16 protein-coding genes are annotated in these 18,736 nt (G+C 70.5%); 11 read left to right on the top strand and 5 right to left on the bottom strand.

From position 1 onward, the window contains the following. Positions 1-72 precede the first annotated feature (72 nt). Both BKK79_RS34625 and BKK79_RS34620 read left to right on the top strand, forming a co-directional pair. Entirely contained in the window at positions 73-981 is a 909-nt protein-coding gene (locus BKK79_RS34625; protein ID WP_071040096.1) for a transporter, read from the top strand. A gap of 68 nt (positions 982-1,049) precedes the next feature. Next, positions 1,050-3,221, top strand: a complete 2,172-nt coding sequence (locus tag BKK79_RS34620; protein WP_071040095.1) for a PQQ-dependent dehydrogenase, methanol/ethanol family — start codon at positions 1,050-1,052, stop codon at positions 3,219-3,221. Positions 3,222-3,255: 34 nt separating this feature from the next. Here BKK79_RS34620 and BKK79_RS34615 read toward each other — a convergent pair whose 3' ends face one another. After that, positions 3,256-4,122, bottom strand: coding sequence for a LysR family transcriptional regulator (locus BKK79_RS34615; RefSeq protein WP_071019523.1), 867 nt, complete (start codon positions 4,120-4,122; stop codon positions 3,256-3,258). Positions 4,123-4,458: 336 nt separating this feature from the next. Between BKK79_RS34615 and BKK79_RS34610 the strand changes: the two genes are divergently transcribed. The 7 genes from BKK79_RS34610 to BKK79_RS34580 all read left to right on the top strand — a co-directional run bounded on the left by BKK79_RS34610 (position 4,459) and on the right by BKK79_RS34580 (position 13,958). Then, positions 4,459-6,201, top strand: coding sequence for a putative bifunctional diguanylate cyclase/phosphodiesterase (locus BKK79_RS34610; protein WP_084085549.1), 1,743 nt, complete (start codon positions 4,459-4,461; stop codon positions 6,199-6,201). A 106-nt stretch (positions 6,202-6,307) separates the two neighbouring features. Further along, on the top strand, positions 6,308-7,882 hold the full coding sequence (locus tag BKK79_RS34605) for a methyl-accepting chemotaxis protein (RefSeq protein WP_071019529.1): 1,575 nt from the start codon (positions 6,308-6,310) through the stop codon (positions 7,880-7,882). A 196-nt stretch (positions 7,883-8,078) separates the two neighbouring features. Next, entirely contained in the window at positions 8,079-10,025 is a 1,947-nt protein-coding gene (locus BKK79_RS34600; protein ID WP_071040093.1) for a diguanylate cyclase, read from the top strand. Positions 10,026-10,319: 294 nt separating this feature from the next. After that, entirely contained in the window at positions 10,320-11,153 is an 834-nt protein-coding gene (gene phnC / locus BKK79_RS34595; RefSeq protein WP_071040092.1) for a phosphonate ABC transporter ATP-binding protein, read from the top strand. 102 nt (positions 11,154-11,255) lie between these two features. Continuing rightward, positions 11,256-12,248, top strand: coding sequence for a phosphonate ABC transporter substrate-binding protein (phnD, locus tag BKK79_RS34590; RefSeq protein ID WP_071040091.1), 993 nt, complete (start codon positions 11,256-11,258; stop codon positions 12,246-12,248). A 94-nt stretch (positions 12,249-12,342) separates the two neighbouring features. Next, positions 12,343-13,137: a phosphonate ABC transporter, permease protein PhnE gene (gene phnE / locus BKK79_RS34585; RefSeq protein ID WP_071019537.1), complete on the top strand. Its 795-nt coding sequence runs from the start codon at positions 12,343-12,345 to the stop codon at positions 13,135-13,137. 284 nt (positions 13,138-13,421) lie between these two features. After that, on the top strand, positions 13,422-13,958 hold the full coding sequence (locus BKK79_RS34580; protein WP_071040565.1) for a phosphonate degradation HD-domain oxygenase: 537 nt from the start codon (positions 13,422-13,424) through the stop codon (positions 13,956-13,958). 63 nt (positions 13,959-14,021) lie between these two features. Here BKK79_RS34580 and phnN read toward each other — a convergent pair whose 3' ends face one another. The 4 genes from phnN to phnF form a co-directional block, all read right to left on the bottom strand. Beyond that, on the bottom strand, positions 14,022-14,579 hold the full coding sequence (phnN, locus tag BKK79_RS34575) for a phosphonate metabolism protein/1,5-bisphosphokinase (PRPP-forming) PhnN (RefSeq protein WP_232346391.1): 558 nt from the start codon (positions 14,577-14,579) through the stop codon (positions 14,022-14,024). Between the two features lie 20 nt (positions 14,580-14,599). Continuing rightward, on the bottom strand, positions 14,600-15,355 hold the full coding sequence (locus tag BKK79_RS34570) for a DUF1045 domain-containing protein (protein WP_071040089.1): 756 nt from the start codon (positions 15,353-15,355) through the stop codon (positions 14,600-14,602). An 18-nt stretch (positions 15,356-15,373) separates the two neighbouring features. Continuing rightward, a complete protein-coding gene (locus BKK79_RS34565; protein WP_071040088.1) occupies positions 15,374-16,567 on the bottom strand; it encodes an alpha-D-ribose 1-methylphosphonate 5-triphosphate diphosphatase in 1,194 nt (397 codons plus the stop codon). 91 nt (positions 16,568-16,658) lie between these two features. Then, on the bottom strand, positions 16,659-17,393 hold the full coding sequence (phnF, locus tag BKK79_RS34560; protein WP_071040087.1) for a phosphonate metabolism transcriptional regulator PhnF: 735 nt from the start codon (positions 17,391-17,393) through the stop codon (positions 16,659-16,661). Positions 17,394-17,583: 190 nt separating this feature from the next. Between phnF and phnG the strand changes: the two genes are divergently transcribed. Then, complete coding sequence (gene phnG, locus BKK79_RS34555) at positions 17,584-18,111, top strand: phosphonate C-P lyase system protein PhnG (RefSeq protein ID WP_084085547.1); 528 nt, start codon at positions 17,584-17,586, stop codon at positions 18,109-18,111. A gap of 1 nt (position 18,112) precedes the next feature. Continuing rightward, complete coding sequence (phnH, locus tag BKK79_RS34550) at positions 18,113-18,736, top strand: phosphonate C-P lyase system protein PhnH (protein WP_156811466.1); 624 nt, start codon at positions 18,113-18,115, stop codon at positions 18,734-18,736.

The following is an 18,736-nucleotide window of genomic DNA, read 5'->3' as shown; positions in this document are numbered from 1 at the left end:
GCGTGCCCGCAGCCGCAGCCGCCGCAGCGCGGCGACCAAGACAACGAAAAAGAAAAGAGAAACGGAGGAAACATGAAGCCTGGACAGACGACCCCCGGTCGCCTGCGGCGACGGCTGCGCGCCGTCGCCACCTCGGCCGCCGTGGCGCTGGCCTGCGCGGCCATGCCGGCGCACGCCATCGACGTGGATGCCGGCGACTACACCGCGCTGCCGGTCGGCACCAACCTCGGCCTGCTGTACTACCAGCACGCCGAGCGCGACAAGGTCTATGCCGGCGGCACGCAGGTCGCGGGCGGCAGGTTGAACTCGGACATCGGCATCCTGCGCTATGTGCATTTCATGGACATCGGCGGCTTCACCGTCGATCCGCAGATCCTGCTGCCCTTCGGCAGCCTGCGCGGCAGCAAGGACCTGAGCGCGCTCGGCAGCGGCGCCGGTGTCGCCGATCCCATCCTGGCCGCCACCGTCTGGCTGCTGAACCAGCCCGAGCAGAAGCGCTATTTCGGCATCACCCCCTTCCTCTATGTGCCGGTCGGCAGCTACGACAAGAGCCGGGCGCTGAACCTGGGCGAGAACCGCTGGAAATTCGCCCTGCAGGCCGGCTATATCACGCCGCTGGTGGGCCGCTTCACGCTCGACTTGGTCGCCGACGTGACCTTCTACGGCGCCAACGGCCAGTTCGGCGCGAACTCGGCCCGGCTGACCCAGGATCCGCTGTTCCAGGGCCAGGCGTGGCTGCGCTACGCCGTCACCGACAGCCTGGACCTGCGCGGCGGCCTGTCCTATGCGGCCGGCGGCGAGAGCAAGGTGGATGGGGTGTCGCGCAACGACCGCACCAATACCTCGAAATTCTCGATCGGCGCGGCGTGGTTCCCCAGCCCGACGCTGCAGCTGCTGGCGACCTACGGCCAGGACATCGCGGTGCGCAACGGGCCAATGGAAGGCAGCCGCGTCAACCTGCGGCTGCTCAAGGTGTTCTGAGCCGCGGCCAGCGACAGGAAGCACGGCGACAGGAAGCAACCCGACAAGGACAATATATGGAGACGACCATGAAGGATTCGACAGGCAAGGCCGATGGCGCACGGATGGCGCGCCGCGGGATGACGGCGGCACTGGCGGCGGCACTGGCGGCAGGCGCTTTGCTGCCGGCGCCGGCGGGCGCGGCGGGCGGCGCGCAGGACAGCGCCGGCCCGGGCGTGGCGCGCCTGCGCGCCATCACGGCACGCGTGGACGGCGCGAGCATCCAGGCCAACGCGGCGCGCACGGCGGACTGGCCGTCCTATGGGCTGGATTACGGCGAGACCCGCTTCAGCAAGCTGGACCAGATCAACACGGGCAATGCCAAGGAGCTGGGCCTGGCCTGGAGCTACGACCTGGAGTCGACGCGCGGGGTCGAGGCCACGCCGATCGTGGTCGACGGCGTCATGTACGTGTCGGCGCCCTGGAGCGTCGTGCATGCGGTGGACGCGCGCAGCGGCCGGCGCTTGTGGACCTATGATCCGCAGGTGCCGCGCCGGCTCGGCTACAAGGGCTGCTGCGACGTGGTCAACCGCGGCGTGGCGCTGTACCAGGGCAAGGTCTACGTCGGCACCTTCGACGGCCGCCTGGTCGCCATCGATGCCGCCACCGGCAAGAAAGTGTGGGAGCGCGACACCATCGCCGACCACCGCCATTCCTACACCATCACCGGCGCGCCGCGCGTGGTCAAGGGCAAGGTCATCATCGGCAACGGTGGCGCGGAGTACGGCGCGCGCGGCTATGTCACCGCCTACGACGCCGCCACCGGCGCGCAGAAGTGGCGCTGGTTCACGGTGCCCGGCGACCCGGCCAGGCCCTACGAGAACGAGGCGATGGCGAAGGCCGCCAAGACCTGGGACCCGAGCGGCAAGTACTGGGTCAACGGCGGCGGCGGCACGGTCTGGAACAGCATGGCCTTCGATCCCGGCCTGAACCTGCTCTATATCGGCACCGGCAACGGCGGCCCGTGGAGCCGCAAGCAGCGCAGCCCCAAGGGTGGCGACAACCTCTACCTGGCGTCGATCGTCGCGCTCGATCCCGACACCGGCAAGTACGTGTGGCACTACCAGGAGACGCCGGGGGACAACGCCGACTACACCTCGACCCAGGACATCATCCTGGCCGACCTGAAGATCGACGGGCAGCCGCGCAAGGTCATCCTGCACGCGCCCAAGAACGGTTTCTTCTTCGTCATCGACCGCACCAACGGCAAGTTCATCTCGGCCAGGAACTTCGTCGACGTCAACTGGGCCAGCGGCTACGACCAGGACGGGCGGCCCATCGAGACGCCGCTGTTCGACACCTCGGGCAAGCCGGTGGACGCGGTGCCCGGGCCGTTCGGCGCGCACAACTGGCACGCCATGTCGTTCAACCCGCAGCTGGGCCTGGCCTATATTCCGGCCCAGCACGTGCCGCTCACGCTGGCCGACGACAAGCGCTGGGAGCACAACCAGAAGGACTCGGCCGAGGCGCACAGCGGCGTGGGCTGGAATCTCGGCATGCTGGTCAACGAGGCGCCGCCGGCCAGCAAGCCATTCGGCCGCCTGATCGCCTGGGACCCGGTGCGGCAGAAGGCCGCCTGGCAGCAGGACTATGCCAGCCCGTGGAACGGCGGCACGCTGACCACGGCCGGCAAGCTGGTGTTCCAGGGCACCGCCGATGGCCGCTTCATCGCCTACGACGCGGCCACGGGCGAGAAGCTGTGGCAGGCGCCCACCGGCACCGGCGTGGTGGCGCCGCCCGTCACCTATCTCGTCGACGGCAAGCAGTACGTGTCGGTGGCGGTGGGCTGGGGCGGCGTGTTCGGGCTGAGCGCGCGTGCCACCGACCGCCAGGCGCCGGGCACGGTGTACACCTTCGCCCTCGGCGGCAAGGCCAAGGCACCGGAGTGGAGCGCGTATCCGATGGCGGAGCTGCTGAGCGGCGTCAAGTACGACCCCGCTCACGTCGAGGCCGGCAAGAAGCTCTACGTCAACAACTGCGTGTTCTGCCACGGGGTGCCGGGCGTCGACAAGGGCGGCAACATCCCCAACCTGGCCTATGTCGGCGCGGGCCCGATCGAGCATCTCGACAAGATGCTGTTCAACGGCCCCTTCGTCTCGCGCGGCATGCCGGACTTCACCGGCAAGCTGAGCGCCGACGATGTCGTGAAGATCCAGGCCTTCATCCAGGGCACCGCCGACGCGGTGCGGCCGAAGCCCTGAGCGGTTCCCGAGGTGCCCCGAGGCGCGGCGGCGGTTACTGGAGCGTGATGTCCCAGTGCCGCGAGGCGGTGGCCAGCGCGTCGAGGAAGTCGCGGCGCGCCGGCGGGGCAGGGTCCCGCCCCGCCGCGGCGATGATGTCGAGCGGCTCGATCTCCGCCAGCCCGTCGAAGGCGCCGAGCAGGCGCACCGGGCCGACCGCGGCCTGCGCCGGCACCGCACCCACCGCGGTGCCGGCATGCACGCCGGCCAGCACGCCCGTCACCGAATTGCTTTCATGCACGCAGAGATGGCGCACGCCGGTCCGCTGCAGCGCGTCCAGCATATGGGTGCGGGCCGTGCTGCCCGGCTCGTAGAGCGCCACCGGCAGCGGCGAGCGCAGCCAGATCTCGGCGGCCGAGCTGTGCGAGACCCAGCGCATCGGCTGGCGGCACAGCAGTTCGCCGTCCAGATAGCGGCCGCGTACGCCGATGGCGGCGTCGAGGCGGCCGTCCTTGAGGCGCTGGGCAAGCTGAAGGGTGGAGGCGGACACCAGTTCGATGCAGAGTTCCGGCCGGCTCTCGGCGAAGGTCCGCAGCACCTCGGCCAGCAGCGGCAGGTAGATCTCGGGCGCCCCCACGCGCAGGCGGGCCCGGGCGCTGTCGCGCAGCGCGCCCCAGGCCTCGTCCTCCAGCGAGATCATTTCCTTGGCATAGGCATAGAGCGCCTCGCCGGCCCCGGTCAGCATCGATTGCCGCGCACCGCGCTCGAACAGCCTGGCATCGGCGATCTCTTCGAGCTGCCGCATCTGCATGCTGACGGCCGCCTGCGTCTTGTGCATCGCGCGCGCGGCCAGCGTGAAGCTGTGGTGTTCCGCGGCGGCGACGAACATGCGCAGCTGCTCGATGGTGGGTCTGCGAGCCATAAGTAGAGCTACTGCCTCCGTATCAATTTATATTGCTTTACACGGGGCGCGACTATACACATACTGGCCCGGATCCGGCTTGAGTTAAATCAATACAATTATTCGGCCGGCTTGTATCGGAGGGCGGCGACCCGGGCGCAGAACCAGGTGCCGCATAAATGACGTTTGCGCGCGCTGAAATGTCGCGCGAGGCACTTGTCATGGGGTTTCGGGCGCGCGTGGGGTCGGATTATTGAATAAAATATCGAGCCCATTTTTTTCTGGTGCGGGCTCACCCGGGGGGCGGGCGCGGCGCTGCGTATTTTCCCCGGGTTTTCAAGACGGGGTCAGGTGGCGATGCAGCTCAGGTGTGCCGGTGAAACGGGGCGGTGCGGTCCGGCCTGCGCGACTGATAATCTTTCGCTCTACGCCTTCGCCATGGAGCAGGCGGGCGATTCGATTGTCATTACCGAGCCGAACGGGCGTGTTATCTATGTGAACCACGCCTTCGAGAAGCTGACAGGTTATTCCCGCGCTGAGGCCGTAGGGCGAAGCCTGGCGATATTGAAATCGGGCGAGATGGGCGACGATTTCTACCGGGAATTATGGTCCGTGATTGCCTCCGGTAAATCGTTCGAAGCAATTTTCCTCAACCGCAAGAAGAACGGTTCTCTCTTTTCGGAAGAGAAAGTGATCACGCCGCTGCGTGATGCTGCGGGCCGGATAACCCATTATGTGTCGGCCGGGCGCGACGTCACCTTCCGGCTGGAGGCCGAGCGCCGCCTGCGCGAACTGGCCTGTTACGACGACCTGACCAAGCTGCACAACCGCGCCAGCTTCTTCGACAGTCTCGACGCCCTGCTGTCGGCCAGCAGCGAGCGCTGCCAGGGCGTGACCCTGGTGCTGATCGACCTCGACCGCTTCAAGGGCATCAACGATGCGCTGGGCCACGACATCGGCGACCAGGTGCTGGTCAAGGTGGCCGCGCGCCTGGCCGGCGCGGTGCGGGGCAGCGACATCGTAGCGCGGCTCGGCGGGGACGAATTCACCATCGCGCTGGCCGGGCCGCTTACCGAAGGCGACCGCGAGGCTCTGCTGCAGCGCATCTCCGACCAGGTCGAGGCGCCCATCGTGCTGCCCGGCATGACGCTCTATGTCGGCGCCAGCATGGGCGTCAGCCGTTTTCCCGACGATGGCGGCGACAGCAAGGCCCTGTTCAAGCAGGCCGACATCTCGCTCTACGAAGCCAAGCGGGAAGGGCGCGGCCGCACCAAGCACTACTCGCCCACGCTCAAGCGCAATGCCGAGCGTTACCACCAGATCTACCAGGCGATCCGGCGCGCCTTCAGCGCCGGCGAACTGTGGGTGGCCTACCAGCCGATGTTCGACCTGCGCAACGGGCAGGCGGTCGGAGCGGAAGCGCTGGTGCGCTGGAATTCCCGCACGCTCGGTCCGGTGCCGCCGACCGAGTTCCTGCCGGTGGTGCACGATCTCGGGCTCGGCGGCAAGCTGACCGATTTCGTGCTCGAACGCGCTTGCCAGGACCTTGCACGCACCCGTGCCGAGCTGGCCCGGCCGTTCAGCGTGTCGGTCAATATGCCGGCCGACGAACTGCATGCGCATGGTCTCAGCGGCAAGCTGGAAGCCCTGCTGGCACGCGCCGGCCTGCCCGCGGGCGCGCTCAAGATCGAGATCACCGAAGGCGCGCTGGTGGCGCAGGATGACGGCTCCACCGCGGCGCTCGAAAGCCTGACGCGCGCCGGCGTGGACATCTATATCGACGATTTCGGCACCGGCTACTCGAACCTGGGCTACCTCGGGCATATCCCGCTCGCCTCGCTGAAGATCGCGCGCCAGTTGATCGCCGGCATCCGCCAGGGCGCGTCCGCGGGCAAGATCGTACGCGCCATCCTGCACCTGGCCTCGGCGCTGGGCGTGGGCGTGATCGCCGAGGGCGTGGAGACGCGCGAGGAACTGCGTTTTCTCGAGGCCGAGGGCTGCCAGTACGCGCAGGGCTTCGCGCTGGCGCGGCCGATGCCGATCGGCGAGCTGCTGCATTTCCTGAAGACGAGCGGCGCGGGCGAAGGCGGGGCCGGCTAGGGCCCGCCGCCAGTCCGCACCGCGCGCGCGCCGGAGGCGGCTGGTCCCGGATCACGCTTGCCGACGGCGGCAAGAAGCGCGCGGATATCTACCCACAGGCAAGACCATGCGCGAGAACCTACCGATCAACGACAACGAGTACGTGCTGCCGGACGGTGAAGTGATCGTCACCCGCACCGATACCGAGAGCCGCATCACCTATGCCAACGAGGCCTTCCTGCGCAGCAGCGGCTTCCCCCGCGAGGCGGTGCTGGGCGCGCCGCAGAACATCGTGCGCCATCCCGACATGCCGGCCAAGGTATTCGCCGACATGTGGCGCACGCTGCAGGCCGACCGCCCGTGGACCGGCGTGGTCAAGAACCGCCGTGCCGACGGCGGCTTCTACTGGGTGCTGGCCAACGTCACGCCGATGTTCGCCGCCGGACGCAAGGTCGGCTACATGTCGGTGCGGACCCGCCCGACGCCGGCGCAGGTGCGGGCGGCGGATGCGCTCTACCGCAAGATCCGCGCCGGCCGGGACCGCACCTTCGAGCTGCGCGGCGGCGAGGTCAGGCGCACGGGTCTGGCCGGGCTGGCCGGCCGCGTGCTGGGCAGCCCGGTCCATGTGCGCCTGTGGGGCGTGATGCTGGCGCTGGTGCTGGCCATGCTGGCGCAGGCGCTGTGGGCCGCCTTCCCCGGGGCGGGCGGCGCGGCGCACGGCGCCGTGGGCTGGGCGCTGTTCGCCGCGGGCGCCGCGCTGGGCGTGGGGGCCGCCGCCTACCTGTCGCACCAGGTACTGCTGCCGCTCAAGCAGCTCAACGCGACCGCCTTCGCGGTCTCCAGCGGCAGCGTGCAGCAGCGCTTTCCCGAGCGCGGCGATGCCGAGACGCGCCTGCTCGGGCGCGTGTTGAACCAGATGAACGCGCGCCTGGTCGGCGTGCTGCTGGACGCGCGCGGCGCCGCCGACGTCATCCGTGCCGCGGCACGCAGCCAGGCGGACAGCAACGCGGACTTGTCGCAGCGCAACGAGGAGCAGGCGGCGACGGTCGAGCAGACCACCGCCAGCCTGTCGCAGATCACGGCCAGCGCGCGCCGCAATGCCAGCGGCGCCGACGGCATGCGCGACGCCGCCCGGCAGGCCGCGGCCGCCGCCGCGGCGGCGAACGGCGAGGTGCGCAAGGTGGTCGGGCTGGCCGAGGCGCTGGGCCGGCAGTCGCTCAAGGTCGGCGAGATTGCCTCGATGATCGACGGCATCGCCTTCCAGACCAATATCCTGGCGCTCAACGCGGCGGTCGAGGCCGCGCGCGCCGGGCAGGGCGGGCGCAGCTTCGCGGTGGTGGCCGGCGAGGTGCGCAGCCTGTCGCAGCGGACCGCCGCCGCGGCGCGCGAGATCAAGCAGCTGCTGGACGATTCGAGCCGCTCGATCGGGCTTGCCGGCGCCGCGGCGGACGCGGCGGGGGCGTCGATGGGCGGGGTGGAGGACACCGTCGGCAAGCTGATGGAGAGCGTGATGGCCATCGCCGGCGCCAGCCGCGAACAGAGCCAGGAGATCGGCCACATCGACCGCGCGGTGGGGCAGGTGGCACAGTTGACGCAGCGCAACGCGGCGCTGGTCGAGCAGGCCGCCGAAGGCGCGGCGCGGCTGGAGCGGCAGGCCCAGCAGCTCGAGGACTGCGTCAACGTGTTCATGGTGGCGCACTGAGGCGCGGCGCGGAGGGGGCGGCAGCGGCCGCCGCGCCGGGCGCTCTCCCGCTTTCTCCTTGTTTCCGCCCCATCGTCCCGGCGCTTGGGGGGGCGGTGGCTTCCTTTCGACCCGGAATCGACGTAGGCTAGTCGCCTGCCACGGTGTGGCGCGCGGCGCGCGCGGCTCCCGTGGCGCTTGCCGCGGAATTCCTCACATGCCCTGGTCGATCCGAAGCCGCATCATCGTGTTTTCCGGCGCCACGAGCGCGCTGCTGCTGACCGCGACGGCGGTCTGGCAGCCGCCGGCCGTGGCCGGCGTGCTGGGCGGCACGGCGCTGTCGATGCTGCTGGCCTGGCTGGCGTGCGGCTGGATCACGGCATCGCTGGACCGGCTCCGGCGCGGCATCCGCCATATCATGGCCACGCGCGATTCCACCGACCCGGTGCCGCGTCCGGGCGCGCAGGACGTCCCGCCCCGCGGCGAGGTCGTGCACGCGCTGACGGTGGAGTTCGACGCGCTGCTCGACGAGCTGGAGACGCGCCGCAGCGTGACCACGGCCATCATCGACGCCTCGCCGCTGGGCTACTTCCGTACCGATGCCCAGGGGCGCACCGTCAGCGTCAACGAAGCCTATCGCCGCATCACGGGCCTGGAGGCCGGCAGTACGCTGCACTGGGACGACCTGCTGGTGCCCCAGGAGCGGGCCGGCGTGCGCGACGCCTGGCAGCACGCGGTCAGCCGGCGCGTCCCCTACCGGGCGCTCCAGCATATCGAGCACGGCCGCGGGCGCGAGGTGCGCGCGATCGCGGTCAGCAGCTGGCCGGTGATGCTGGGCAGGACCTTCCGCGGCTTCGTCGGCGCCATCGAGGACGTGACGGCGCGCGAGAGCGCGGAGAGCGAACGGCGCCACCTGCTGGAGATCTTCGACGCCTCGTCCGACTTCTTCGCCCAGCTCGATGCGCGCGGCAACCTGATCTACCTGAATCCGGCCGGCCGGCGGCGCGCGGGCCTCGGCGCGGCCGCGCCGCTGGCAGGGCACAGCTATGCCGATTTCCATCCGCCCGAGACCATGCGGCGGCTGGCCGAAGAGATCCTGCCGCATGCCGGCCGGCATGGCATGTGGCTGGGCGAGACCACCATGCTGGGCGGCGGCGCGCCCTTTGCCGCCAGCGAGATGATCATCGCCCACCATGACGACAGCGGCCGCATCGAGCGCTTCTCGGCGGTGATCCGCGACATCAGCGCGGACAAGGCCAATGCCGACGCGGTCGCGCGCAGCGAGGCCACGCTGCGCGCGCTGGCCGATGCCATCCCGGGGCTGGTCGCCTATATCGACCGCGACGAGGTCTACCGCTTCGTCAACCTGTCGTATGAGCGCGGCTTCGGCGTCGGCCGCGGCGAGGTCATCGGCAAGACGCTGCACGCCTTCCTCGGCGACGCCGAGTACCGTGATATCGCCATGCACGTGCGGCTGGCGCTGCAGGGCGAGCGCGTGGTGTTCGAGCGTGCGCGCATGCGCAACGGTGTCAAGCATTACGTCGAGAGCACCTATCTGCCGCAGCGCGACGGCAGTGGCAGTGTCGTCGGCTTCCATGCGGTGCTGTCCGATATCACCGAACGCAAGCGCGAGGAAGAGCGGCTGCTGCGCGCCAGCCTGACCGACCACCTGACCGGCCTGCTGAACCGCGCGGGCTTCGAAAGCGCCGCCGAAGCGGCGATCCGCGCGGCGCGCGCCACGGGCAATACGCTGGCCTTGCTGTTCGTCGACCTCGACCACTTCAAGGCGGTCAACGACACCCATGGCCACGCCGCCGGCGACCTCGTGCTGAAGGTGTTCGGCGAACGGCTGTGCGCTGCGCTGCGCGCCGGCGACGAGGCCGCGCGCTTCGGCGGCGACGAGTTCGCGGCCATCCTCGAAGGCATGCGGGCGGAACAGGATGCGCTGCTGTTCGCCGCCAAGGTAGTGGAGGCGGCGCGGCAGCCGTTCCCGCTGCCGGAGGGCGAGGCCAGGCTGGGTGCCAGCGTGGGCGTGGCGGTGCTGCGGGGCGACGACGACCTGGCCAGCCTGCTGCGCCGCGCCGACGACAATCTCTACCGCGCCAAGGCCGCCGGCAGGGGGCGTGCGTCGGCCGGCGATACGCTGCAGGCCGCCGCGCGCTGAGGCGCTGAGGCGCTGTGACACGGCGCTGTGACACGGCGCTGGCGTGAACGCGCGTGAATCCGCGTCGACGGCTTGATGGCGGCTCGATGGCGGCTCGATGGCGGCTCGATGGCGGCTGAGTGACGGAGCGGTGACGACTCTGTGATGCCGGCGTGACGCGGCGGACGGGGCGGGGTGGCGCAGGTGCCTCGTTTTCCCGGCGCCCATGCGTCGAACGCCTTCGCCGCGCGGCTTCATCGTTCTGTCATCCGCACCGGCCAGAATCTGCGCACCGTTCAAGCAAGGAGAAGCGGCATGACGCATGCAATCGAAGTGCGCGGCCTGTCTAAATCATTTCGCGCAGACCGCAAGGCGCTCGACAACGTCACGCTGACCGTGGCGCCGGGTGAGATGGTCGCGCTGCTCGGCGCCTCGGGCTCGGGCAAATCCACACTGCTGCGCCACGTGGCCGGCTTTGCCCAGGGCGATGCCGGTGACGGCGAGGTGCTCGTCAACGGCCGCTGCGTGCAGCGCGGCGGGCGCCTGGCTAGCGATGTGCGGCAGGTGCGCAGCGAGATCGGCTTCGTCTTCCAGCAGTTCAACCTGGTCGGGCGCCTGCCGGTGATCACCAACGTCCTGACCGGCATGCTGCCGCGCATTCCGCTGTGGCGCAGCCTGATCCGTTTCTTCCGCAACGAGGAGATCGACGCCGGCCTGGAAGCGCTTGCCCAGGTTGGTATAGACGACTATGCATTTCAGCGTGCCTCGACCTTGTCGGGCGGCCAGCAGCAGCGCGCCGCGATCGCCCGCACGCTGGTGCAGAACGCGCGCGTGATCCTCGCCGACGAGCCGATCGCGTCGCTGGATCCGGAATCCGCGCGGCGCGTGATGGAGCTGCTGGCGCAGATCAACCGCAGCCGCCGCACGGCCGTGGTGGTGTCGCTGCACCAGGTCGACGTGGCCATGCGCTACTGCCCGCGCGTGGTCGCGCTGCGCCACGGCAAGGTGGTCTACGACGGCCCGTCGGCAGCCCTCAGCGCGGCCATGCTGCGCGATCTGTACGGCACCGAGGCCGCCGAGCTGCTCGAGCCCTCGGCGCCGGCCGGCGCCGGCGCGATGCCAGCCGTGCCCGGCCTGGTCGCCGCCTGAACCTGGCGGGACGCCCGCGGGCGTCCCGCGCGGCCGGCGGCCGTGTGCCGCCGGCCACCCGATTGTCCTTCGGCCTTTGCCATCCCCCCACTGGAGTCCACCATGTTCCGCAGAACCTTTCTCGCGGTGCTCGCCCTGAGCGCCATCGCCGTGCCGGCCGCCGCCCAGGAGGGCAAGACGATCAACATCGGGCTGATCTCGACCGAGACCTCGTCCAACCTGAAGGCGGCGTGGCAGCCCGTCATCGACGACCTGAGCAAGGCGCTCGGCATGCAGGTCAAGCCCTTCTTCGCCTCCGACTACGCCGGCATCATCGAGGGCATGCGCTTCAACAAGGTGCAGGTGGCCTGGTTCGGCAACAAGTCGGCGATCGAGGCGGTCGACCGCGCCAGCGGCGAAGTGTTCGCTTCGGTGATCGACAAGGACGGCAACCCGGGCTACTGGTCGCTGCTGATCGTCAACAAGGACAGCGACCTGAAGACCCTGGACGACGTGCTCAAGCGCGGCAAGGAGCTCAGCTACGGTGCGGGCGATCCGAACTCGACCTCGGGCACCGCCGTGCCGGGCTACTACCTGTGGGGCGCCAACAAGATCGAGCCGAAGACCTTCTTCAAGGCCATGCGCATCAGCAACCATGAGTCGAACCTGCTGTCGGTGCTGAACAAGCAGGTGGACGTGGCGGTGAACAACACCGAGAACATGGAGCGCTACCGCATCAACACCGGCAAGAACGCCTACGACCAGGTGCGCGTGCTGTGGAAGTCGCCGCTGATCCCGGCCGATCCGCTGGTCTACCGCAAGGACCTGCCGGCCGACCTGAAGACCAGGATCAAGACCTTCTTCGTCAACTACGGCAAGGGCGCCGACGCCGAGCGCGAGAAGCAGGTGCTGGCCAAGCTGACCTACCAGGGCTTCCGTCCGTCGAGCGACGCCCAGCTGGTGCCGATCCGCCAGATCGAACTGGCCAAGGAAAAGCAGAAGATCGAAACCGACACCACCCTGGCCGCCGCCGACAAGGAAAAGCGCCTGGCCGACGTCGCCCGCCGCCTGGCTGAACTCGACAAGGCAGCCGCCGCTTCCACCGCCACGCAGTAAGGCGTCAACGCCGCTTCCCGCGCGGGCCGGCAAGGGCCGGCCCGCGCGGCCACGTTTTCCGAGTCCACCGATGTCCTTCTCCCCCCGGCCCGCCATGTCTTCCTCCGCCACCAACAAGCTGCCGGCCCGGCCGCCGCGCACCTCGCTGCCGCTGCTGCTGGTCTGGGCGATCGTGCTCGCCATGCTGGCGCTGTCCTGGCAGGGTGCCGACATGCGTCCGCTCGACCTGCTGCGCGATTCCGGCAACATGGTCAAGTTCGCCGCCGACTTCTTCCCGCCCGATTTCCGCGACTGGCGCAACTACCTCGACGAAATGGTGGTGACCGTGCAGATCGCGATCTGGGGCACCTTCCTCGCCGTCGTGATGGCGGTGCCGCTGGGCCTGCTGTGCTCGTCGAACATCGTGCCGCCCGCCGTCTACCAGCCGGTGCGCCGCCTGATGGACGCCTGCCGCGCCATCAACGAGATGGTGTTCGCCATGCTGTTCATCGTCGCCGTCGGGCTGGGCCCGTTCGCCGGCGTGCTGGCGATCTGGGTGCACACCATGGGGGTGCTGGCCAAGCTCTTCTCCGAAGCGGTCGAAGCGATCGACCCGCGCCCGGTCGAAGGCGTGCGCGCCACCGGCGCCTGCGCGCTGGAGGAGATCGTGTTCGGTGTGATCCCGCAGGTGCTGCCGCTGTGGATCTCGTTCTGCCTTTACCGCTTCGAGTCGAACGTGCGCTCGGCCTCGGTGGTCGGCATCGTCGGCGCCGGCGGCATCGGCACCGTGCTGTGGGAGATCATCCGCAGCTTCCAGTACGCGCAGACCTGCGCGGTGATGATCATCGTGATCGCCTTCGTCACGGCGATCGACGTGCTGTCCGCGCAGATCCGCAAGGTGCTGGTCTGAGGCGCGGCCAGTACCGCGTTTGTTGTCACCCCTCTCCCGCTTGCGGGAGAGGGGCCGGGGGAGAGGGCAGGCGCTGACTGAGCACGTTGGCCTGGACACACCCTCGGCTTCGTCTTTGCGCTCACGTGCTGGATCACACCGACGGCTTCGTCATGCGTGGCGCCTTGCCAAACCACCCCTCTCCCCAACCCTCTCCCCATGCGGGGAAAGGGAGCCAAGACACCAGGCTTGGCGCGCACCGTTGGCGCATCCCTTCGATTTTCCCCATGACCATCCCATCCGATATGCTGACCCTCGACCGCATCCAAGCCCTCTTCGCCGGACACGGCAACGACTACTACGGCGGCGAGGCCATCAGCCAGACCGAACACGCGCTGCAGTGCGCCTGGCAGGCCGAGCAGGCGGGCGAGCCCGAGCCGCTGGTGGTGGCGGCGCTGCTGCACGACATCGGGCACCTGATGCTGGCCGAAAGCAGTACCACGGACATGCGCCACCAGGAAGCCGGCGCGGACGCGCTGGCGACGTTGTTCGGCGCGGAAGTGACCGAGCCGGTGCGCCTGCACGTGGCCGCCAAGCGCTATCTGTGCGCCCGCGACGCGGATTACCATGCCGGTCTGTCGCCGGCCTCGCAGCACAGCCTGGCGCTGCAGGGCGGTCCGTTCGACGCGCAGCAGGCCGAAGCCTTCGCCGCCGGCCCGCATGCGCTGGCTGCCGTGCGGCTGCGCCGCTACGACGATCTGGCGAAGGTGGTGGGGCTGGCCACGCCCGCGCTGCCGCACTATCTCGCCATGGCGGCGCGCTGCGTGCGTGCGGCGGGCTGAGGCCCACGGGAGGGAGTCAGGCGCCGCCGGGAGGGAGTCAGGCGTCGCCCTCAGGCGGTGCCCTCAGGCGGCGATCGGCGCGCGCACCAGGCGCAGCAGGGCATCGGCGGCCTGTTCGAGCGGGCCGCTGTTGTCGAGTCGGGTCAGGCGGCAGCCGGGCGGCAGGTCGAAGGGCTGCGTGGCGCGCGCCAGGCGCGCCGCCACTGCTTCGCCGGACTCGCGCCCGCGCGCGGCCAGGCGCGTGGCCAGCACCTCGTGCCGGACCTGGACCTGCACAGCGTGCAGGCCAGGGTAGCGCGCGTGGGCGGCGCCGAGATGCTCGCGCGAGCCGTTGACCACCACGGTGAGTCCGCGCGCCATCCAGGCGTCGATCTCGATGCCGACCCCGTAGTGCAGGCCGTGGCTGCGCCATTGCAGGGCGAAGCAGCCCAGTTCCGAGCGGCGCGAGAACTCGGCCGGCGTCAGGGCCACCGAGGCTTCGCTGGCGTCGCTCGGACGGGTGATGTAGCGGTGCGCCACCAGCACGGGATCGCCGTCGGCAAGGCCTTCGCGCAGCGCGCGCAGCAGCGAGTCCTTGCCGCTGCCGGAGGGGCCCATGACGTAGACCAGTGCGCCGCTCATGGCGCCCTTCATGCCGCCCATCATGCCGCCGTCCCCAGCCAGGCCGCGCCCGCACCGTCCTCGACCGCGCCCGAGAAGCCATAGTGGCGTGCCACGACGAAATCGGCGCCCGGCTCGGGCTGCACGTAGAGGCTGATGCCCGCGACCGGCATCGCCGTGGCGGCGTGCCCGCCCGCCAGCCGTTGCAGGCGCGCGGTGGCATCCTGCTGCGCGGCCGGGTCGAGCTGGCCGGTCAGCGTGATGTGGAAGGTAAAGGTGTCGAACACGTAGGGGTAGCCCCAGCGCGCCAGCATCTCGCGTTCGGCGGCGCCGAGCTGCTCGGGGCGGCGGCGCGCGGTGTCCTCGGGCGTGGGCGGCGCGCGGAAGGCGTCGAAGCCGCGCACGGCATCGTCGGCCAGCGCATGCATGTGGCGCCGGCCCTCGTCGCCCGCGGGGCTGTCGTCCAGGCACCAGGCCAGGAAGCCGCGCAGGTTGCGCAGCGCCAGCCGGGCGGCAAAGGGCTGGCGGCCGCGGGCGAAGGCGCGGGCCGCCGCGTCGAGCATGGGCGGGGTGCGGTCCTGCGCGAGGCGGAAGGGCGCCTTCAGCGTGGCGTGCAGGCCGTAGTGGGCCGGGGCGCGGGTCCAGGCTGCCGGCGGGGCTTCGCCGTCCGGCGCGGCGGGCAGCGCGGCGCCGGTGTCGGCGCAGCGCCCCAGCCAGCGGCTGCCGATGCCGCGGAAGGGTTCGGCCGGCGCCAGGTAGACGGCGTAGCGGTGAGCTTGCTGGATGGCGGCCTTCATGTGGCTCTCACGCGGGATTCATGCGGCGGCGCGCGCCGGCTGCGGCGCGGCCAGGCCGAAGCCCTGGGTGGCGTGGCGCAGCACGCCGCCGACGATGGTGGCGCACACGCGCGGGAAGCCTGGCACGCTGTCGTCGACCAGGATGGCGTCGGCGCGCAGTCCCGGCGCGAGCGTGCCGCGGTCGCGCAGGCCGGCCGCGCGCGCGGGATTGCGTGAGACCAGGTCCCAGGCCGCCGGCAGGCTCGCCACGCCGAGGCGGGCGAGATGGAAGGCCGCCTGCAGCGGGGCCGGGTAGTAGTAGTCGGAAGCCAGCACGGTGCAGAGTCCGGCGCTGACCATCTCGGTGGCATCGGGCGCGCCGGTGTGGCTGCCGCCACGCATCACGTTGGGGGCGCCGAACACGGTGTCGTTGCCGAGCTGGCGCGCCATCTGGGCGGTTTCCACGGTCAGCGGGAACTCGGCGATGGCGCAGCCCTGGCGGTGGTAGTGCTGGCGCGTGGCGCGGTCCGGATCGTCGTGCGAGGCCACCGGCAGGCCGGCCGCGCGCGCGCCGGCGATCAGGCGCGCCATCGCCGCCGGCACCTCGGCCGCGTGCTGGCTGGCCTGGCGCAGGCGGCTGCGGAAGGTGTCGCTGTCGCATTCGGCGCGGTCGGCATACTGCACCACCTTGAGCTCGTCGCCCAGGCGCCTGGCCATGCCCGGCAGGTGGTCGTTGATGGCGAGCAGCTTGACCTTGCCGCTGGCCATCCAGTCCAACGCGGTGTCGATGCCGGTCAGGTGGTAGCTCTCGAAGCGCAGGTGCACGAAATGGCTGGCGCCGAAGAAGGGACGCTGGCGCTCCAGCGCGTCGAACATGCGCAGCGCGTAGGCTTCGCCGCGCAGGCCGCCTTCCCACGACAGGGTGACGCCGTGCAGTTCGGTGGTGATGCCGTGTGCCAGCAACTGGCGGTCGACGTCGAACAGCGCGGCCTGGTAAGGGAAGCTGACACCGGGGCGCGGCATCACCGCGCGCTCGAAGGCGTCGCCATGGATGTCCACGATGCCGGGCAGCACCAGCAGGTCGCCGGCGTCGAGGCAGGCGCCGGCGCTGCGGCCGGTGGCGATGCGCCCGCCATCGAAGGGCAGGGTGGCGGCGCCGATACCGTCGGCGCCCAGCACGCGGCGGCCGGTCAGGCCCGCGAGCGGTGTCGGTTGGGAAGTGTAGGTGTCCATGCCGGCGAAGTTATCGCTGAGAGATGACAGACAGATGTCTAGACCAGTGAGGGCGGCCCGCGGTGCCGTTGCCGGCACCGCGCCGGGCGGCTCAGTCGGGATCGGCGACCGTGAGCTGCACCCAGTCGCCGGCGAAACGCACCAGGCTGTAGTGCAGCGGCTGGCCGTCGAGGTCCACGTTGAGGGATTCCACCTGCAGCACCGGCCGGGTCTTGGGCTGGTTCAGCAGGCGTGCCACCGACGCGCTCGGCAGGGTGGCGGTGATGCGCGTCCACTTGCGCGTGTAGTCGGCGATGCCATAGTGGCCGAGCGCGCGCGAGATGGACTTGGTGGTACGCATCTGCTCGTCGAGGCCGTCGAAGCGTCCGGCATCGAAGTAGTGCTCGGCCACGTCGATGGTGCGTTCCTCCGCCTTGCCCACCGTCTGCACGCGCAGGATGGACGCGCTGCGGGCCAGCCCCAGGTGCCTGGCGATGTCCGGCGCGCGCAGCGTCTGCGCCTCCATGACCTCGTTGTGGCCGCGCATGCCCTGGCTGGCCAGGTTCTGCGAAAAGCGCGTGCGGCGGCCGATGGCGTAGTCGATCGCGTGTTCCTGCACGAAGGTGCCGCGCCCCTGCTCGATGCGCACCAGTCCGTTCTGCTCCAGTTCGCCCATGGCGCGCCGGATGGTGTGGCGGTTGACGGCGAAGCGCGCCGCCAGCTCCGGTTCGGGCGGGAGCTGCTCGCCCGGCCCGTACAGCTTGGTGCGGATATCGTGCGCCAGCGCCTCGCCGATCTGGCGCCACACCGCTACGCCGGAACCCCGTTCGACTTCTTGTTCGGCCATTGCCTTGCCTTCTGTCATCAAGCATTCATCGTCATTGTGCGATTTTGCCTCATTGCGGTGCCGCGTGGCGGCGCCGTGCGAGGAGTCCGACTCCGCCGCGGGTGCGTCATCAAAGCTTCATGCGCCTATGGTGTAGTGCTGCCGTTGGTGGTAATTTTACATCTAAACGTATAGACGTATAGGGGTGGTGATGAGCGAAAGCGGGATTCCCCGCCAGCACGGCGGAGCGGCGTCTGCGGCGTCTGCGGCACCTGGCCAGGCAGGGCGCGCGGCTTGGATGCGCGTGCTGGCGCTGGCCGGCGACGAGGCGCTGGATACGGCTTTCGGCCGCCTGCGCGAGGCCGGCGGCCTGCCGTCCTGGCGCTTCCTGCGCCGGCCGGAGTGCGGCATGGCGATGGTGCGCGCGCGTGCCGGGGGCACCGGAGCGCAGTTCAACCTGGGCGAGACCACGGTCAGCCGCTGCGCCGTCACGCTGGATGGCGAGGGCAGCGAGGGCGCCGCAGTCGGCGTGGCCTATGTGCAGGGGCGCAGCCTGCGCCATGCCGAACAAGCAGCCGTGCTGGATGCCCTGCTGCAGCTGCCGTCGTGGCAGGCGCGCATCGAGGCCGAGGTGCTGGCGCCGCTGGCGCAGGCGCACGCGGCCCGGCGCGCGGCCGAGGCCGCCGTGGCGGCGCAGACGCGCGTGGATTTCTTCACCATGGTCAGGGGCGAGGACTGAGATGGACAAGACGATGGAGTTGCGGGCGCCCGGTGGCGCCGGTCCCGGCCTGGTGGCCGGCTTCGACGACCCGGTCGGCGACGCGCAGCAGGTGTTCCGTGCCGCCCTGGATGCCATGGCCCACCCCGGGCGGGTGCAGGCACCCGCGCTCGCCTGCGGCGCGCCGCAGGGTCTCGGCGCCGCCATGGCGGCGCTGCTGCTGACGCTGGCCGACGGCGACACGCCGGTGTGGCTGCCGGCGCAGGTGCCGGCAGCCGCGCGCGATTTCCTGCGTTTCCACTGCGGGTGCCCGCTGGTGGACACGCCCGCGGCGGCGGCGTTCGTGGCGGTGCCGGCGGGCTTCGACGCCCCGGCCCTGTCGGCCTGCGCGCAGGGCGATCCGGCCTATCCGGACCGCTCCGCCACGTTGCTGCTGGAAGTCGCCTCGCTGCAGCAGGGCGAGGCGCTGAGCCTGAGCGGTCCCGGCATCGCCCAGCGCCAGGCGCTGCAGGTGGAGGGACTGCCGCCGGGGCTGCGCGCGCAATGGCGCGCCAACCATGCGCGCTTCCCGCTCGGCGTGGACCTGATGCTGACCAGCGGGGCGCGCTTCTGCGCGCTGCCGCGCACCACCCGCATGGAGGACTGA

Source organism: Cupriavidus sp. USMAA2-4 (genome assembly GCF_001854305.1).
Lineage (GTDB): Bacteria > Pseudomonadota > Gammaproteobacteria > Burkholderiales > Burkholderiaceae > Cupriavidus > Cupriavidus malaysiensis.
The sequence above is the reverse complement of the archived record's forward strand: the minus strand, read 5'-3'. Positions and strand labels throughout refer to the sequence as shown.

Excerpts from the sequence above, each read along its gene's own strand:
- phnG (WP_084085547.1), top strand. The coding sequence starts at position 17,584 with ATGAGCGAAAGCGGGATTCCCCGCCAGCACGGCGGAGCGGCGTCTGCG.
- phnH (WP_156811466.1), top strand. The coding sequence starts at position 18,113 with ATGGACAAGACGATGGAGTTGCGGGCGCCCGGTGGCGCCGGTCCCGGC.
- phnD (WP_071040091.1), top strand. The coding sequence starts at position 11,256 with ATGTTCCGCAGAACCTTTCTCGCGGTGCTCGCCCTGAGCGCCATCGCC.
- phnE (WP_071019537.1), top strand. The coding sequence starts at position 12,343 with ATGTCTTCCTCCGCCACCAACAAGCTGCCGGCCCGGCCGCCGCGCACC.
- phnC (WP_071040092.1), top strand. The coding sequence starts at position 10,320 with ATGACGCATGCAATCGAAGTGCGCGGCCTGTCTAAATCATTTCGCGCA.
- BKK79_RS34615 (WP_071019523.1), bottom strand. The coding sequence starts at position 4,122 with ATGGCTCGCAGACCCACCATCGAGCAGCTGCGCATGTTCGTCGCCGCC.
- BKK79_RS34610 (WP_084085549.1), top strand. The coding sequence starts at position 4,459 with ATGCAGCTCAGGTGTGCCGGTGAAACGGGGCGGTGCGGTCCGGCCTGC.
- BKK79_RS34600 (WP_071040093.1), top strand. The coding sequence starts at position 8,079 with ATGCCCTGGTCGATCCGAAGCCGCATCATCGTGTTTTCCGGCGCCACG.
- phnF (WP_071040087.1), bottom strand. The coding sequence starts at position 17,393 with ATGGCCGAACAAGAAGTCGAACGGGGTTCCGGCGTAGCGGTGTGGCGC.
- phnN (WP_232346391.1), bottom strand. The coding sequence starts at position 14,579 with ATGAGCGGCGCACTGGTCTACGTCATGGGCCCCTCCGGCAGCGGCAAG.
- BKK79_RS34570 (WP_071040089.1), bottom strand. The coding sequence starts at position 15,355 with ATGAAGGCCGCCATCCAGCAAGCTCACCGCTACGCCGTCTACCTGGCG.
- BKK79_RS34625 (WP_071040096.1), top strand. The coding sequence starts at position 73 with ATGAAGCCTGGACAGACGACCCCCGGTCGCCTGCGGCGACGGCTGCGC.
- BKK79_RS34580 (WP_071040565.1), top strand. The coding sequence starts at position 13,422 with ATGCTGACCCTCGACCGCATCCAAGCCCTCTTCGCCGGACACGGCAAC.
- BKK79_RS34620 (WP_071040095.1), top strand. The coding sequence starts at position 1,050 with ATGAAGGATTCGACAGGCAAGGCCGATGGCGCACGGATGGCGCGCCGC.
- BKK79_RS34605 (WP_071019529.1), top strand. The coding sequence starts at position 6,308 with ATGCGCGAGAACCTACCGATCAACGACAACGAGTACGTGCTGCCGGAC.
- BKK79_RS34565 (WP_071040088.1), bottom strand. The coding sequence starts at position 16,567 with ATGGACACCTACACTTCCCAACCGACACCGCTCGCGGGCCTGACCGGC.